Source organism: Bacillus sp. SIMBA_031 (assembly GCF_046535225.1).
Classification (GTDB): Bacteria; Bacillota; Bacilli; order Bacillales; family Bacillaceae; genus Bacillus; species Bacillus velezensis.
On record NZ_JAWRXC010000001.1, the window covers coordinates 444360 to 460197 of the forward strand.

Below are 15838 nucleotides of genomic sequence, written 5' to 3' on the forward strand. Positions count from 1 at the left end.
CCCGCGAGGAGGGAACCGCTTTTTTCTTATTGTGCCCGGACTTTGAGTTCGTCCTCTTCCATTACGACATGGAAGGCTTTTATTTCGTTGTCATCCAATAAGAGATCTGTCATTTCGTCCTCGATCAATTCTTGGATCGTTCTTCTGAGCGGGCGTGCTCCGAAAGCTGGGTGGTAGCCGATTTCAGCGATTTTTTCTTTCGCATCATCGGTGACGTTCAGGCTGATGCCGCGCTCTTTTAATGTGTCTTCAAGCTCTGTGAGAAGCAGGCTGACGATTTTCACGAGATGTTCTTTTTTCAGGGATTGGAATTCAATAATGCTGTCAAACCGGTTTAAAAACTCCGGTTTGAAGAACGCGCTCAGTGAATCAATCAGCGTTTGTTCTTCCAGGACGCTCTCTTCAGATTGGAATCCGACTTTCACCTGTTTTTCGCCGGTTCCAGCGTTGCTTGTCATAATCAAAACGGTATCTTTGAAGCTGACCGTTCTGCCCTGGCTGTCTGTCAGACGGCCGTCCTCCATAATCTGCAGAAACATATGCTGGACATCAGGGTGGGCTTTTTCAATCTCATCGAGCAGCACGATGCTGTACGGATTGCGGCGCACTTTTTCCGTTAATTGACCGGCTTCATCGTGTCCGACATATCCCGGCGGTGAACCGATGATTTTTGATACGGCGTGTTTTTCCATGTATTCACTCATATCGAGACGGATAATGGAATCTTTTGTACCGAACAGTTCATCTGCGAGTGTCTTTGATAACTCGGTTTTTCCGACTCCGGTCGGTCCGACAAAGAGGAAGGAGCCGACAGGTCTGTTTTTGGATTTTAAGCCGGCGCGGCTTCGTCTGACCGCTTTCGCCACTTTTTTCACGGCTTTTTCCTGACCGATGACGCGCTGATGAAGATGCTCTTCAAGTTCCTTCATTTTGACTTGTTCATCAGCCTGGAGTTTTCCGACCGGAATGCCTGTTTTCTGTTCAATGATGGCTTGAATATGCTCCGCCCCGATTTCAGGTGAAGAGGCCGGTGTTTCATGCGCCAGCTGCTTTTCCAACGCCGCTTCTTCATCACGCAGTTTCGCGGCAAGCTCATAATTTTCTTCATGAAGCGCTTTTGTTTTCTCCGCGTCAATTGCTTTGAGTCTCTCAGCCGCATCTTCTTCATTTACGGTATCAAGCTCCAAGTTCGCCTTAGAGCCGGCTTCATCTAATAAGTCGATCGCTTTATCCGGCAGGTGGCGGTCCTGAATGTAACGGGATGAAAGCGTAACACAGGCGTTTATCGCTTCATTGCTGAATGTGACGCCGTGGTATTTCTCATATTTATCTTTAATGCCTTCCAGAATGCTGATGGCTTGTTCTATTGTAGGCTCGTGAACCATGACGGGCTGGAAGCGTCTTTCAAGCGCCGCATCTTTTTCAATCTGGCGGTACTCTTTCAGCGTTGTCGCCCCGATGACCTGCAGCTCGCCTCTGGCAAGCGCCGGTTTCAGGATGTTCCCGGCATCCATTGATCCCTCGGCAGAGCCGGCGCCTACAAGAAGATGAATCTCATCAATGAACAAGATGACGTTTTTCCGTTCTTTTAATTCGTTCATTAATTGTTTCATTCTTTCTTCAAACTGGCCTCTGATCCCTGTATTGGCGACGAGAGAAGCGACGTCAAGCAGGTAAAGCTCTTTGTTTTTCAATTTGTTCGGCACATCGCCTTCAGCGATTTTAAGCGCGAGGCCTTCTGCAATAGCCGTTTTACCGACGCCCGGCTCACCGATCAGCACCGGATTGTTTTTATTCCGGCGGTTCAAAATTTCAATTACGCGCGCCACTTCATTATCGCGGCCGATCACAGGGTCAATCAGACCTGCTTTTGCGCCGTTTGTGACGTTTTGAGCGAGCTCGTCGAGCAGGCCTTTTTCAGGGCCGGCCTGCTGTTTATTTTGATTGGGAGCGAAACCTTGCTCAAACGGGAATCCGAATGATTGCGGCCCCATGCTCATAGACGGTTTTCGGGTTAATTCTGTATAACATGTTTCACATAAAACGAATTGTTTTTGAATGGAATTGACTTGCATGTTCAGGCGAATCGTCGCCTCGTTTTTCTGACAATGTTGACAACGCATTTGCCAAAACCTCCTCGGAAAATGTTTGATCATCTTTGACCAAATGGATTAGAAAATAAGGTCTTAACTTTGACCTTCTTTGATTAATAGTATACTCTGACCTTCTTTGACTTTCAAGTGTTTTGTTTCAAACCCCGAAAAATAAATGTTTACAGCATTATAAGTGATATTTGTGAGGTTTGATTATTTTTGACCAATATAGTCAGAAAGGAAATGAAATGCTTTGACCTTTCTTGATGAAGAGTATACGCCGGCCCTTTTTTTCTTTCAATATTTTTGCTTAGAGGAGAGAGCTGAATCTGTTTTCTCCGGGGAAGGACGATTTGTTCGTCTTTTCGGGCGACTTGTCTCATAAGCATATATAAAGGCCTGGACAAATCTGCGCTTAGCCGGAGGGTGAAATGGGACAAACAAAAGGTTCTGCAAGTCAGCTTGCATTTGTATACGTAGGCACGGTTGTAGGAGCCGGTTTTGCCACGGGACGGGAAATCGTTGAGTTTTTTCTGAAGTTTGGCTGGATCGGTCTGTTCGGTATCGTGGTAAGCGGTCTGATGTTTACATATTTAGGCGCAAAAATCATGATCATTTCCAAACGGATTCACGCAGCGTCTTATCAGGAATTGAACACATATTTATTCGGCCAGTCCATCGGCCGTGCCGTAAACATGTTTATGATGTTTATATTGCTGGGAGTGACCTCTGTCATGCTGTCCGGAGCGGGGGCGCTGTTTCATGAACAGCTTGGATGGCCCGCACAAGCGGGGATCCTTTTGACGATCGTACTGAGCTTTGCCGTCATGACAAGCGGTGTTAAAGGTGTGTTCGGCGTCAATATATTGGTTGTGCCGCTTTTAATTTCTTTCTCTTTTATCGTGACAGCTGATTCATTTGTATTTACAAGCACGAGAAACGCGGACGAATGGGTATGGCCTGACAAGTGGAATTGGCTTTTGTCCGCCGTCTCTTACGGCGCGTTAAATTTATCACTCGCCCAAGCCGTCCTTGTGCCGCTTGCGAACGAAATGTCTTCAGAGAAGGTGATCAGAAGGGGGGCTTATTTAGGCGGCGTTCTGTTGACACTGGTGCTTGCCGCGAGCTTTTTATCATTATCGGTGCTGCCGGATGTGCTGGAGTTTGACATTCCGATGGCTCAAGTTGTCTATTCGTATTCGCGTTCGCTTCATATCATTTATTTGTTTATTATTTTCGGGGAAGTGTTTACGTCGGTCATCGGCAATTTATACGGATTGGAAAAACAATTAAACAGTTTTCTTCATATAAGAAGTACATATATTTACGGCGGCATTTTGGCGTTTGCTTTCATTATCAGCCAAATCGGCTACGGACAGCTGATTTCCACCGTTTATCCGGTGTTTGGATATGTGAGCCTCGCTTTCATCGGCGCATTGATTTGCAAAAAAATCCCGAAAGAAAAATAAGGATATAAAGAAAATGTCTGTATTTTTCGGGAATTCCCCTTCTTTTTTCCTGCCATTTCTGTATAATGAATTGGGAAATGATGGGGAGGAGTAAGAAATGAAAGCTCGACGTGTATTATTGGGATTTATTTTTATTTGTATCGGCATTGCGTTTTTTTTACAGAAGGCGGGAGTTTTTCATATATCCGCAGGTTCGGCGTGGCCGTTTCTTTTCATTATAATGTCCGCAGGGTTTCACGCCGGATTTATTTTTGCGAAAAAAACGCCTGAACAGGCGGGACTGCTCGTTCCGGGCGGTATGTTTCTTGTGCTGGGCTGCCTGTTTTGTTTTGAAACGGCAACGGGATGGACGTATTCAGGCGTGACGTGGCCTGTTTATATATGGGCGCCTGCTCTCGGTCTGTTTGAGCTGTGGTATTTCGGCGGGAGGAAGTTAGGTGTATTGATTCCTGCTTTCATCCTGACAGCCGTGGGAGCACTATGCTTTGCCGGTATGCTGATGACGGGGCTGTGGCCGCTTTTGATCATCGCAGCCGCGCTTTTGTTTCACGCCGCTGCCTTTATGCAGCCGAAAAAAAGATCGGGCCTTCTTATTCCGGGCGGCATTTTGCTTGTGACGGGCGGGTTGTTATGGTTTGAAACGCTGACGGATTGGACATACGCAAATGTGACATCGCCTGTCTACCTCTTTGCCGTTGCGTTCGGCCTGTTTGAAGCCTGGCTGTTCGGCAGAAGGCAAAGAGGGCTTTTGATTGCTGCTGCGGTTCTGTGCGCCGCGGGCATTTTCGGCATATTCACCAATGCAAATGAAGTCATCAGCGAACGCGGCTGGCCCGTTCTCATTCTTTTGCTGGGCGCCGCTTTTCACATTCCGATTTTCGGCCCGAAACCTGTCAAAAACGCGGGACTTCTCGTACCGGGCGGCATTTTATTGATTACGGGGATCTTGTTTGTCTTTGAAACGGCAACCAATTGGTCCTACTCCGGTGTGACATGGCCTGTTTATCTGCTTGCAACGGCATTCGGTTTATTTGAGCTGTGGCTGTTCGGCGGGAAAGAGAAGGCGCTGCTCATCCCGGTTGCGGTGCTGACCTTGACGGCACTTTCTTTTATGATGACGAATCAGCCGATCATTCCGGTTTCTGTTTTCTGGCCTGCTTTATTTGTTCTGATCGGGATTGCGCTGATGGTATTTCCGGGGAAAAAACGCGGGGCTTAAACCCGCTTTTGCAGCCTGACACAGGGTTCAGGCTGTTTTTTTATTGTCACGGGAAACAACATTATGGTATGATAGCAAAAGTGAAAAAAGAAGAAAATCCGTATTGATGCGGGAGAGGTTCTAGCTACACCCTCTATAAAAAACTAAGGACGAGCTGTATCCTTGGATACGGTTTTTTTATGTTTTTTAGGGCGCCTTCTCCGAAAAAGGCGCTTTTTTTATGGAATGATAGATAAGGGAGAGAAAGACATGAAAAAAGAAAAAGCAGTTGTGGTGTTCAGCGGAGGCCAAGACAGCACGACTTGTTTATTATGGGCTTTGCAAAACTTTGAAGAAGTGGAAACCGTTACATTCCATTATAATCAGCGTCACCAAGAAGAAATCGATGTGGCAAAATCGATTGCCGAAAAGCTCGGTGTCAAAAATCACTTGCTTGATATGTCTCTTTTAAATCAGCTCGCGCCGAATGCGCTGACAAGAGATGATATCGAAATTGAAGCGAAGGATGGGGAACTGCCGACAACCTTTGTACCGGGACGCAACCTTGTATTTTTATCCTTTGCATCGATTCTTGCATATCAAATCGGCGCGCGCCACATTATCACCGGTGTTTGCGAGACTGATTTCAGCGGCTACCCGGACTGCCGTGACGAGTTTGTCAAATCCTGCAACGTCACCGTCAACCTGGCGATGGAAAAGCCGTTCGTCATTCATACGCCGCTTATGTGGCTGAACAAAGCAGAAACGTGGAAACTTGCGGATGAGCTCGGCGCGCTTGATTTTGTAAAGAATAACACACTGACTTGCTATAACGGCATCATTGCGGACGGATGCGGCGAATGCCCGGCATGCCTGCTCCGCAATAAAGGATATGATGAATATATGAAAATGAAAGGAGAGCGGAACTAATTGCTTTCTCAAATTTACCCGCAGGTTCAGCATCCTTATTCGTTTGAGTTGAATAAGGATATGCACATTTCAGCCGCGCACTTTATTCCCCGCGATAGCGCCGGAGCGTGCAGCAGAGTCCACGGGCACACGTATACAGTAAATATTACAGTTGCGGGGGATGAACTGGACGATTCAGGCTTTCTCGTGAATTTCAGCGTGCTGAAGAAATTGGTGCATGGCGCTTATGACCATACATTGCTGAATGACCATGACGAATTTTCTGAAGATGACAGATATTCACTGCCGACGACCGAGGTCGTGGCCAAAACGATTTACGATAAGGTGCAGTCCTACCTTGAAACACTGGAGAATCAGCCGGTCTGCGTGCAGATTTTTGTCAGGGAAACCCCGACAAGCTATTGCGTATACCGCCCGAAAAAAGGTGATAGGAATGGCTAAAGGAATTCCGGTATTAGAAATTTTCGGACCGACGATACAAGGGGAGGGCATGGTTATCGGCCAGAAAACCATGTTCGTCCGCACGGCGGGCTGCGACTACTCCTGCAGCTGGTGCGACTCCGCTTTTACATGGGACGGCTCAGCCAAAAAAGATATCCGCTGGATGACGGCGGAAGACATTTACCGCGAGCTGAGAGAAATCGGCGGAGACGCCTTTTCCCATGTCACCATCTCAGGAGGAAACCCGGCGCTGTTAAAGCAGCTTGACGCGCTGATTCTGCTGCTGAAAGAGCACGGGGTGCGCGCCGCTTTAGAAACGCAGGGAACGGTCTATCAGGATTGGTTCACAATGATTAACGACCTGACGATTTCACCGAAGCCGCCAAGTTCGGGGATGACAACCGATTTTGCAAAGCTCGATCACATTGTGTCTTCGCTTGATGCGGCAGAAAGGCTTAACGCGGTCAGCTTAAAGGTCGTCATTTTTAATGATGAAGATCTGCAATTCGCGAAAACCGTGCACAAGCGGTATCCCAATATCCCGTTTTATCTTCAGGTCGGAAACGATAACGTCCATACGACGGACGACCGGGCATTGATCGCACATCTGCTCGGAAAATACGAAACACTCGTTGATAAGGTTTCAGCCGATTCGGATCTGAATCTCGTCAGAGTCCTGCCTCAGCTGCATACATTGCTTTGGGGCAATAAACGGGGAGTTTAATAGAAAGGGAGATTTATATGACAAGAAAAGAATCAGAATTAGAAGGAGTTACGCTCCTGGGAAATCAAGGGACAAACTATTTATTTGAATATGCGCCGGAGGTTTTGGAATCATTTCCGAATAAACACGTGAACCGTGATTATTTCGTTAAATTCAACTGTCCGGAATTTACATCGCTTTGCCCGAAAACGGGACAGCCGGACTTCGCAACCATCTACATCAGCTATATTCCGGACGAAAAAATGGTGGAAAGCAAATCGCTGAAGCTGTATCTTTTCAGCTTCCGCAACCACGGAGATTTCCACGAGGACTGCATGAACATCATCATGAATGATTTGATCGAATTAATGGACCCCCGCTACATTGAAGTATGGGGCAAATTCACGCCAAGAGGCGGAATCTCGATTGACCCGTATACAAACTACGGCAGACCGGGAACAAAATATGAAAAAATGGCCGAACATCGGATGATGAATCATGATATGTATCCGGAAACAATTGATAATCGGTAATTATTCCGTTGTGTGATACGGAGTGTGAAACGAAGTGACCGGAGTGTGACCTGCACTAAGCTCAATAAAAGTGTGACCTGGTGCAACCTGAACTGTGACTTTTATGCAGTGAAAAATTGATAGTACAGAAGCAGATTAAGGCGTACAATTTGTACGTCTTTTCTTCTTTATCCGAAAGAAAAAATGCCTATCTAGAGATCATAGGCATTAAATATTATTATCAATATCTTCATTTATTTTTTGGCTAAGTTTCTGAACCTTCTCTTTAACATTTGAAACAGCTCTTTTTTGAATTTCATCAAAGTTCTCCTGAATATAGTCCATGACACTTCTTATTAGAACTTCACTTTCAAAATTGAATATCTCATTTATTTCTGACTGTTCTTCATCTGTTAGGCGATGGTATTGAAGTTGTTTAGCATTTACTTCAGCAGCTACATCAATCCTAACGTACAATTTCATATTCACCTTCTGCATACTCTTGCTCCGCATAATGGCTTCCCCATTGACAGAGCTCCTGCAAGATAGGTTTAAGAGATTCTCCAAGTTCAGTGGATGAATATTCAACCTTCGGCGGTACTTGATTATACATCTTTCTGCTCACAAGTCCACTGGCTTCAAGCTCTCTAAGTGTTTGAATCAGCATTTTCTGAGTTATATTTGGGATAATGCGCTTTAATTCACTCGTTCTCTTTGGTCCATTCATTAAAAAGTATAATACAAGGCCTTTCCATTTTCCGCCAATGACTTCCTTTGTCACTTCAAACCCACAGCTAAATTTTTTCATGTCTAAAGCTCTCCATTCCACATTTATTACTTTTTAGTTACTATATCACAAAAAAGTGGGTACTTCCGATAATGTGCTTACTGAAGGATACTATATCTTGTAAGTTGTTCTTCAAGTACTTAAAGGTACTAGACATAAAATAAAATGAATTCTAAAGGAGTATTAAGTATGGGTAAATTTGAAGGTAAAATAGCGCTTGTAACGGGTGGAACAAGTGGGATTGGTCTTGCTACAGCACAAAAATTTGTAAACGAAGGTGCATATGTTTATATCACGGGACGCAGACAAAACGAACTTGATCAAGCTGTTAACCAAATTGGCAAGAATGTAACCGGTGTTCAAGGTGATATTTCTAAGCTTGAAGACTTAGACAAACTATATGACATTATAAAGCAGGAAAAAGGTAAGTTGGACATTCTTTTTGCTAATGCAGGCATCGGCAACTTCCTTCCATTAGGTGAAATTACTGAAGAGCAGGTTGATAGAACGTTCGACATTAACGTTAAAGGAACCATCTTTACTGTTCAAAAAGCGTTATCACTATTCCCGGACAAAGCAGGTTCTATTATTGTAACGGGCTCTACTGCTGGATCAATTGGCAACCCAGCGTTTAGTGTATATGGAGCATCTAAAGCAGCATTAAGAGCACTAGTTCGCAACTAGATTCTTGACCTAAAAGGTACTGAAATCCGTGTAAATGTGGTTAGTCCAGGAGCTATTCTTACACCTGCATACGATGAGCTTTTTGGTGATGCACTTGAAGGAGCAATGGAAAATACCAGAAATACTGTTCCAGCTGGAAAAGTTGGGACACCTGAAGAAGTAGCAAACGCTGTATCTTTCCTTGCTTCAGACGAAAGCAGTTACTTGACGGGTGTTGAATTGTTCGTAGATGGCGGGCTAGCACAGGTATAATTTCACTGCGCAGAGATTACAAATAGTCCCCAAAAAAGGTTAAAATCAATCGTTTGGTAAGGTGTGAAATTGGTGTGACTTCATGATTAATGTCTAGAGCAAGTACTTATGGGACAAGACTCTGACCTGCCTTTTCTTCCACGAGGACTGCATGAACATCATTATGAATGACTTGATCGAATTAATGGACCCCGCTACATTGAAGTATGGGGCAAATTCACGCCAAGAGGCGGAATCTCCATTGACCCCGTATACAAACTACGGCAGACCGGGAACAAAATATGAAAAAATGGCCGAACATCGGATGATGAATCATGATATGTATCGGGAGACGATTGACAACCGTTAATTTTCAGACGGAGTACAGTCTCGGAATATAACCTAAGTACCCCCGCCTTTTAAGCGGGGGTATTTTTCGTCTGTGCCGCGCAGCCAAAAAGGTGCATGATATTTGCACAGAACTTCTATAAGGAAAAGAGAGATTATTTGGAGAAAAGAAAAAGACGAGTAAACCCGGGGGGAGTGTACTCGCCGCTTCATTACGTGACGGGTGCTGGATGGCAGCTCGTCTGTTTCATTATAAAATAGGGAACGTATGTTTGTAAAGGCCTGCGCTGTTTTTTCTCATTCGGAGCGGATCAATTGTAAAGGAATGGTCAGCATGATAGCATGTCCTGTAAAAAGAAGGAGTGTTCGTTATGGAGCCGTTAGAGTTAAACGGTGTAAGGCTGAAAATGTATGATTGTAAAGAAAGTGCGGGTAAAAACGGCCGCATGATTTCATTTGTATTGAAGGTGACCTCTGAAACGTATCATGATATTGCCGTCCTTTTGTATGAAAAAACATTTGACATCAAGGCGCCCGAGCGCGGGCTTGAATTCCGCGGTAAAATAACCAACTACCATACATCCGTCACAAATCTTTACAATAAAGGCGAGACCGGTGATTTTTTTGTAGAAATGACCGAGATCTGAATTCATTTGAAAAAGCTGCCGGGCGGCAGCTTTTGTGCGGGATATGTAAATGGTTCGGATGTTCGGGGGGTTTAATAGGAGTCTCTGATGATTTTATAATTCTTATGGTTGACGACAGTGAGGGAATCTAATTCAAGGTCACGATAATTATCCATGATGGTTACATCAACGATGACGGAGTTTTCATTTACTTTTTCAACAATACCGGTTAATCCGTTTTTAAATTCAATGACGTTTCCAACCTTAGCAATTTTCACGAGCTTCCTCTCCTTTATCATAAATCCTGTTTGAAAATATTTTGCAGTATTTTCTTTAAGAAGTAAAGCGATATGGGTATCAGCCCGCTCAATCATTGTCCCGGCGGGGGAAAGATGGTATATTGATTTTCGGGAAAAAGCCGAGAAAAGGAGGCTGTGTTCGTTGCTGCCTGAGGAAATTTCAGAATCTATCAACCAAATGCGCACCGGTGAAATCAAAGAATTCAGGGTGCAGAAAGAACATTTTCTTGCATTTCGAGCAGTTTTATCGAAGCAGGAAGATTTTAAGCATTTCCGTGGTATTGCACAGCAGGGCGGAGATGTTATCTTCCAGTATTTAGAACAGCCAAGAAGCTGACGGCTCCTCGCACTTGAGGAGTCTTTTTTTGTTTTTTGGTTTCTCATTTCATCTTGCTGTAACAGATGTAAACAAAATGTAAAATCCCTCCGATGGATACTTTTACTGCTATTTGGTTAATGTTGTGAAAATGATGGCTGTTTTCCTGCCAATAACAAGGCTGTTAACGAACTTTTTCCATCATAAAAGCTGATTGGGAGCACTGGAAAATCTTTAACCGTGAATTTGCGCACAGCTCTTGTTAAGGTAGTGAAGTATTTAAGGAGGAAATCGTATGACGACAAAATTTGCTGCCTTGGCTGTCTTTTTTCTATGTTTTATGCCTGCATCAAAAATTGAACATACAGAAGCTCTGTTTACTTTTGCGAAGAAGCCAAAGCAAGAACCCAGCACACTGGTTGCTGATTTAAATAAAAAAAGCTCGGTTCCGAAGCTTTCAAAAACGGATCATAAGCATTCTATCCAACCGATAAAGCTGTCATCTCACCAAGAGAAGGAAGCCAAACCGGAGGAGACGGCTTATCAGCCGCCGAAAAAAACGTATTCCCGCGCTGACAGACAACTTCTGTCGCGTCTCGTTCACGCAGAAGCGAAGGGTGAGTCTTATAAAGGGAAGGTTGCGGTAGCCAGCGTAGTGCTGAACCGGACTGAAAAAAACGGCTTCCCGGATACCATTCGGGGTGTGATCTATCAAAGGAATGCATTTGAACCGGTAGCAAACGGAAGCATTAATCAAAAGCCGGATAAGGATTCCATCGCCGCCGCAAATGAGGCGCTTGACCATCCGGGCAGAGAAACGAACGCGTTGTTTTTCTACAATCCGAAAACGGCATCTGACCACTGGATTCGTTCCCGAAAAATTATCGAACGGATCGGCAGACACGTATTTGCGATGTAAGCATAGCGGGATCAAAAATATCCCGGCTATGCTTTTTTCAATTTTGAGAAATCGAAAATATTTTCAGAACTTGTCTCATATGATGATGGAAGAACGAGAGACAAGGAGAGACACCATGAATCGATTTGTGAAAGGGATCATTCTTTTATCCATCGCCGCCTTTTTCGCGGAATGTCTGGAATTTGTCGTGAATATGATACTGGCGCGGGAGCTTGGCGAGCATGGGATGGGACTTTACATGAGCATTCTGCCCACCATTTTTTTAATTATCGTCATCGCCAGTCTGGAGCTTCCGATCTCCATTTCAAAATTCATCGCGGAATCCAATCAGAAGCTGCATGAAAGCATGCTCCGGCATGCCTTCAGAATGACCGCCGTTTTTACCGCGTTTTCAACCGCGGCCGCAAGCATCGCGCTGCCGTTCATTCCTGTATTCGATACGTATCACCCGTTTATTAAAGGGATTGTCATCGGGCTGATTCCAGTCGTCGCTTTTACATCCATCGCCAGAGGTTATTTTATGGGTGTGCAGCAAATGGGAAAAATCGCGGTTGCGAATGTCATGAAAAAAATCATTCAAGTGCTTTGTCTGTTTATCTTTTTTCAATGGTACTCTTTTGAAATTGATATGGCCGTGCTCATTTCATTATTTGTGCTGGTCGCAAGCGATGTCGTGGTGTTCGTTTACTTGTATACGCAGTTTATTTTGGCGCGGAGGGCGCTTTCCGGCCATCAGCACATTCATCTTCGCGGGAAAGACGTGCGGAAACGCCTCCTGGCCGTATCCATCCCGACAACGGGACTTCGTATATTTCATGCGGTGACAAACGCAATTGAACCCTTCTTGGTTAAAGGAGCGCTGCTGGCATCCGGGGCAGCCGGGACAGCCGCGATTGATCAATACGGCATGCTTGCCGGTGTAGCGATGACAATCGGTTCGTTTCCCGCATTTATCGCCCATTCACTGATGGTCGTCATGATTCCCAGCATTTCAGAAGCGTATGCGCTGTCCCAATATGATATTGTGCTGAAACGGCTGAGACAAGCGATTTTTATTACATTCGGCTACGGCATTCCGGCAGTCTGGGTCATGTTTCAGTTCGCGGGCCCGCTGACCCATTTGTTTTTTCAGTCTCCGGAAGCGCAGTATTATTTGCAGCTTTTGTGGCCGTTTTTTCTTTTTCATCTGTTTGTGATGCCGCTTCAGGCCTGTCTGATCGGTATCGGCCACGTGAAAACGGCGTTTTATCATAACGTATGGAGCAGCATTGTGGGGCTTTCGATGATGTATGTGCTCGGTTCTATGCCGGAATTGCAAATGCTCGGCATTATACTCGGCATGAATACCGGCATGATTCTTCTGACAAGTTTACATTACGCGACGATCTGCAAAGACCTCGGTGTCTCCGTGTTTTTGACGGGCGGCGGAAGAACAGCGCCCCGGATCGAAAGCTGAAAAGGCTGATACATTTCAATAAGGAAGGGCAAGCTATCCGAAACGCGTGAAAGGAAGATCATATGCATAAAAACCGCCTAATTGTATGTGCAGTCCTTTTGATAGCTGCCGCCGTCTGGATGCCTGAAGCAAAAGCCTCATCAGAAAAACAGGCAGTTCCCGCCGTGTTTCTGATGAAGACGATTGAAGGAGACGAGATATCGATTCCGAATAAAGGGCGGAAAACGATATTGCATTTTTGGACATCGTGGTGTCCGCCGTGCAAAAAAGAACTGCCGCAGTTCCAAACGTATTTTGAACAGCATCAGTCCGATGATGTAAGCCTTGTAACGGTAAATTTGATGAATGCCGAGCGAAATAAAAATACCGTTCAAAACTTTGTCAGTCAGCACCATCTCACATTCCCGATTGTTCTTGACACGAAAGGCGAGCTTATGAAGGAATACGATGTCATGACGATTCCCACGTCATTTCTGCTGAATGAAAAAGGAGAAATCGAAAAAAAGATCGTCGGTCCGATGACCGCCTCACAATTAAAAGAATGGTCAGAGAAATAAAAAGGTGCGGGAGGAATTCCTCCCGCACCTTTTTTGCATATAATGAACAGCTGAAGAAACACTAATGATAATTATTATCAAAAAGAAATTAAAACAATTACAATTGAAATCTTCCGCCGGCATGCTATAATAAAGAAAACACTGCGATAACACTGTGAAAATGCTGCCTGTCAGGCGGCTGTTTTGCTTTTATCGGGGAATTGAAGATGATTTGCGTTCTCAATTAGAGAGGAGAATTCATAATGAATGAACAAGTGATGACACAAACCCATTCACAACAGCACATACAAGAAGAGCGGGCCGGAAAAAAGTGGCTCCAGCATGCAGAACTCATTGCGGCGCTCGTATCCGGCGTCCTTATTCTTGCGGCCTGGTTTTTTACCGAAACAAAAGGCCTGTCCGTCACTTTGTATATCCTTGCCTTCCTGATCGGGGGATTTGCAAAAGCGAAAGAGGGAATTGAGGATACCATTGAGACGAAGGCGTTAAATGTGGAACTGCTGATGATTTTTGCGGCTGTCGGCTCCGCCCTGATCGGTTATTGGGCTGAAGGCGCTGTTCTTATCTTTATTTTTTCGTTAAGCGGCGCGCTCGAAACATATACGATGAATAAAAGCAGCCGTGATTTAACATCTTTAATGAAACTGGAACCGGAGGAAGCGACACTGCTTGCGGACGGACGGGAAAAGCGGGTGCCGGCTGCTGAACTTAAGATCGGTGACATGATCGTCATTAAGCCGGGCGAACGCGTAGCAGCAGACGGGATCATTGAGTCTGGCGTGACGAGCCTCGATGAATCGGCGCTGACGGGTGAAGCGATGCCGGCGGAAAAAACAGCAGGAGATTCTGTGTTTACAGGAACGGTAAACGGAAACGGCTCCTTAACGGTCCGTGTGACGAAAACAAATGAACAGTCTTTATTCAGAAAAATCATCCGGCTGGTGGAATCAGCCCAAAACAGCGTGTCACCGGCTCAGGCATTTATTGAACGATTCGAAAGTGTCTATGTAAAAGGCGTGCTGTTAGCCGTGGCTTTGCTTTTATTCATTCCTCATTTCGCTTTAGGCTGGAGCTGGAGTGAAACCTTTTACAGGGCGATGGTGTTTATGGTGGTCGCCTCCCCGTGCGCGCTTGTCGCTTCTATTATGCCCGCTGCGCTTTCCCTTATCTCAAATGGGGCCCGCAACGGATTATTGGTTAAAGGAAGTGTGTTTTTAGAGCAGCTGGGAAGCGTTCGGATGATCGCTTTTGACAAAACCGGCACGGTCACAAAGGGACAGCCGGCAGTCGCGGCGTTTCAAGCTGCGGAACATGTGAGTGAAGATGAGATCATGCAGGCGGTGTATGCGATGGAAAAGCAATCAAGCCACCCGCTTGCAAAAGCGATAGCTGAATTTGCCGAAAGCCGGGGCGCCGCGCCCGCAGGACATCTATCGATTGACGAGACGTCCGGATTCGGTGTTCAGGCTGAAATAGAAGGCGTCAAATGGATGGTCGGAAAAGCGGGGTTTGCAGGTGAAGATGCGGCAGATGCTTTTTTGCAAACATCGGGAAAAGAATTAAAGGATAAAGGTTTTACACTGGTCTTTGTTAAAAAAAATGACCGGATTGCGGGCTGCTTCGCCTTAAAGGATCAAATCCGACCTGAAGCCAAAGCCGTGATGGCTGAGCTTGAATCACTGGGCATTCAAACAGCCATGCTCACCGGCGATCAGCCTGAAACTGCGGCTGCCATTGCAAAAGAGGCGGGCATGACGACGGTTGTTGCCGATTGTCTGCCGGACCAAAAGGCAAAAGAAGTGAAGAAGCTGAAAGAAACGTACGGCACAATCGCCATGGTGGGGGACGGCATTAATGACGCGCCCGCTCTGAAAACCGCTGACGTCGGTATTGCGATGGGCGGGGGAACGGACGTGGCCCTTGAAACGGCTGACTTAGTCCTTATGAAAAATGATCTTCACAAGCTTGTGAAAATGTGCAGACTCTCAAGGAAAATGAACCGGATTATTAAGCAGAATATTGTTTTCTCGCTCTCGGTCATCTGCCTTTTGATCTGCGCTAACTTTCTGCAGGTGATGGAACTGCCGTTTGGTGTGATCGGGCATGAGGGGAGCACGATTCTGGTCATACTGAACGGACTGAGATTATTAAAATAAACATGACAGCCGCACATCGGGCGGCTGTTTTTTTAATGTTCGTTCACAGCATAAACGCCGGAAAACTGATAGAATGAATAAAGAGTCACTTTGGTAAGGAGGAAAAGCAAAAA

General features: G+C 45.5%; 16 protein-coding genes, 2 pseudogenes and 1 riboswitch. Of the genes and pseudogenes, 14 read left to right on the forward strand and 4 right to left on the reverse strand.

Annotation, left to right across the window (positions count from 1 at the left end; all coding sequences use genetic code 11):
- Positions 1-26: 26 nt before the first annotated feature.
- A complete protein-coding gene (gene clpE / locus SB724_RS02405) occupies positions 27-2123 on the reverse strand; it encodes an ATP-dependent protease ATP-binding subunit ClpE (protein WP_410569957.1) in 2097 nt (698 codons plus the stop codon).
- Between the two features lie 401 nt (positions 2124-2524).
- Between clpE and SB724_RS02410 the strand changes: the two genes are divergently transcribed.
- The 6 genes from SB724_RS02410 to queF all read left to right on the forward strand — a co-directional run bounded on the left by SB724_RS02410 (position 2525) and on the right by queF (position 7367).
- The gene (locus SB724_RS02410) at positions 2525-3562 is read left to right on the forward strand and encodes a YkvI family membrane protein (protein WP_174737394.1); all 1038 of its coding nucleotides are present in this window, start codon (positions 2525-2527) and stop codon (positions 3560-3562) included.
- A gap of 97 nt (positions 3563-3659) precedes the next feature.
- A complete protein-coding gene (locus SB724_RS02415; protein WP_410569959.1) occupies positions 3660-4781 on the forward strand; it encodes a hypothetical protein in 1122 nt (373 codons plus the stop codon).
- Between the two features lie 108 nt (positions 4782-4889).
- Positions 4890-4934: riboswitch (PreQ1 riboswitch) on the forward strand.
- 96 nt (positions 4935-5030) lie between these two features.
- The gene (gene queC / locus SB724_RS02420; RefSeq protein WP_003154679.1) at positions 5031-5690 is read left to right on the forward strand and encodes a 7-cyano-7-deazaguanine synthase QueC; all 660 of its coding nucleotides are present in this window, start codon (positions 5031-5033) and stop codon (positions 5688-5690) included.
- On the forward strand, positions 5691-6131 hold the full coding sequence (queD, locus tag SB724_RS02425) for a 6-carboxytetrahydropterin synthase QueD (RefSeq protein ID WP_410569961.1): 441 nt from the start codon (positions 5691-5693) through the stop codon (positions 6129-6131).
- Positions 6124-6855, forward strand: a complete 732-nt coding sequence (queE, locus tag SB724_RS02430) for a 7-carboxy-7-deazaguanine synthase QueE (RefSeq protein ID WP_003154676.1) — start codon at positions 6124-6126, stop codon at positions 6853-6855. Before queD ends, queE begins: the two co-directional genes overlap by 8 nt.
- 17 nt (positions 6856-6872) lie before the next feature.
- Entirely contained in the window at positions 6873-7367 is a 495-nt protein-coding gene (queF, locus tag SB724_RS02435) for a preQ(1) synthase (RefSeq protein ID WP_003154673.1), read from the forward strand.
- A 207-nt stretch (positions 7368-7574) separates the two neighbouring features.
- Here queF and SB724_RS02440 read toward each other — a convergent pair whose 3' ends face one another.
- Both SB724_RS02440 and SB724_RS02445 read right to left on the reverse strand, forming a co-directional pair.
- Positions 7575-7829: a hypothetical protein gene (locus tag SB724_RS02440; protein ID WP_088462222.1), complete on the reverse strand. Its 255-nt coding sequence runs from the start codon at positions 7827-7829 to the stop codon at positions 7575-7577.
- Positions 7813-8154: a winged helix-turn-helix transcriptional regulator gene (locus SB724_RS02445; RefSeq protein WP_007611023.1), complete on the reverse strand. Its 342-nt coding sequence runs from the start codon at positions 8152-8154 to the stop codon at positions 7813-7815. The genes SB724_RS02440 and SB724_RS02445 overlap by 17 nt, the downstream gene beginning before the upstream one ends.
- A 168-nt stretch (positions 8155-8322) precedes the next feature.
- Here SB724_RS02445 and SB724_RS02450 point away from each other — a divergent pair.
- The 3 genes and pseudogenes from SB724_RS02450 to SB724_RS02460 all read left to right on the forward strand — a co-directional run bounded on the left by SB724_RS02450 (position 8323) and on the right by SB724_RS02460 (position 10043).
- Positions 8323-9069 (forward strand): annotated as a pseudogene (locus SB724_RS02450) (SDR family NAD(P)-dependent oxidoreductase).
- A gap of 136 nt (positions 9070-9205) precedes the next feature.
- Positions 9206-9418, forward strand: a pseudogene (locus SB724_RS02455) (tunnelling fold family protein); the annotation flags it as partial.
- 349 nt (positions 9419-9767) lie between these two features.
- Positions 9768-10043, forward strand: coding sequence for a DUF3219 family protein (locus SB724_RS02460; RefSeq protein WP_088462220.1), 276 nt, complete (start codon positions 9768-9770; stop codon positions 10041-10043).
- Positions 10044-10114: 71 nt separating this feature from the next.
- Here SB724_RS02460 and SB724_RS02465 read toward each other — a convergent pair whose 3' ends face one another.
- The gene (locus tag SB724_RS02465; protein ID WP_003154669.1) at positions 10115-10300 is read right to left on the reverse strand and encodes a YkvS family protein; all 186 of its coding nucleotides are present in this window, start codon (positions 10298-10300) and stop codon (positions 10115-10117) included.
- 163 nt (positions 10301-10463) lie between these two features.
- On the opposite strand from SB724_RS02465, the gene SB724_RS02470 reads away from it, so the two are divergent.
- The 5 genes from SB724_RS02470 (at position 10464) to SB724_RS02490 (ending at position 15725) form a co-directional block, all read left to right on the forward strand.
- Positions 10464-10658, forward strand: a complete 195-nt coding sequence (locus tag SB724_RS02470; protein WP_029325879.1) for a hypothetical protein — start codon at positions 10464-10466, stop codon at positions 10656-10658.
- A 274-nt stretch (positions 10659-10932) separates the two neighbouring features.
- Entirely contained in the window at positions 10933-11556 is a 624-nt protein-coding gene (locus SB724_RS02475; RefSeq protein WP_007611030.1) for a cell wall hydrolase, read from the forward strand.
- Between the two features lie 115 nt (positions 11557-11671).
- Positions 11672-13012 (forward strand): polysaccharide biosynthesis protein, encoded by a 1341-nt coding sequence (locus SB724_RS02480; protein WP_007409593.1) that lies wholly within the window; start codon positions 11672-11674, stop codon positions 13010-13012.
- Between the two features lie 62 nt (positions 13013-13074).
- Positions 13075-13569, forward strand: coding sequence for an endospore biogenesis thiol-disulfide oxidoreductase StoA (stoA, locus tag SB724_RS02485; protein WP_088462217.1), 495 nt, complete (start codon positions 13075-13077; stop codon positions 13567-13569).
- A gap of 242 nt (positions 13570-13811) precedes the next feature.
- Positions 13812-15725, forward strand: coding sequence for a heavy metal translocating P-type ATPase (locus SB724_RS02490; RefSeq protein WP_410569965.1), 1914 nt, complete (start codon positions 13812-13814; stop codon positions 15723-15725).
- Positions 15726-15838 lie beyond the last annotated feature (113 nt).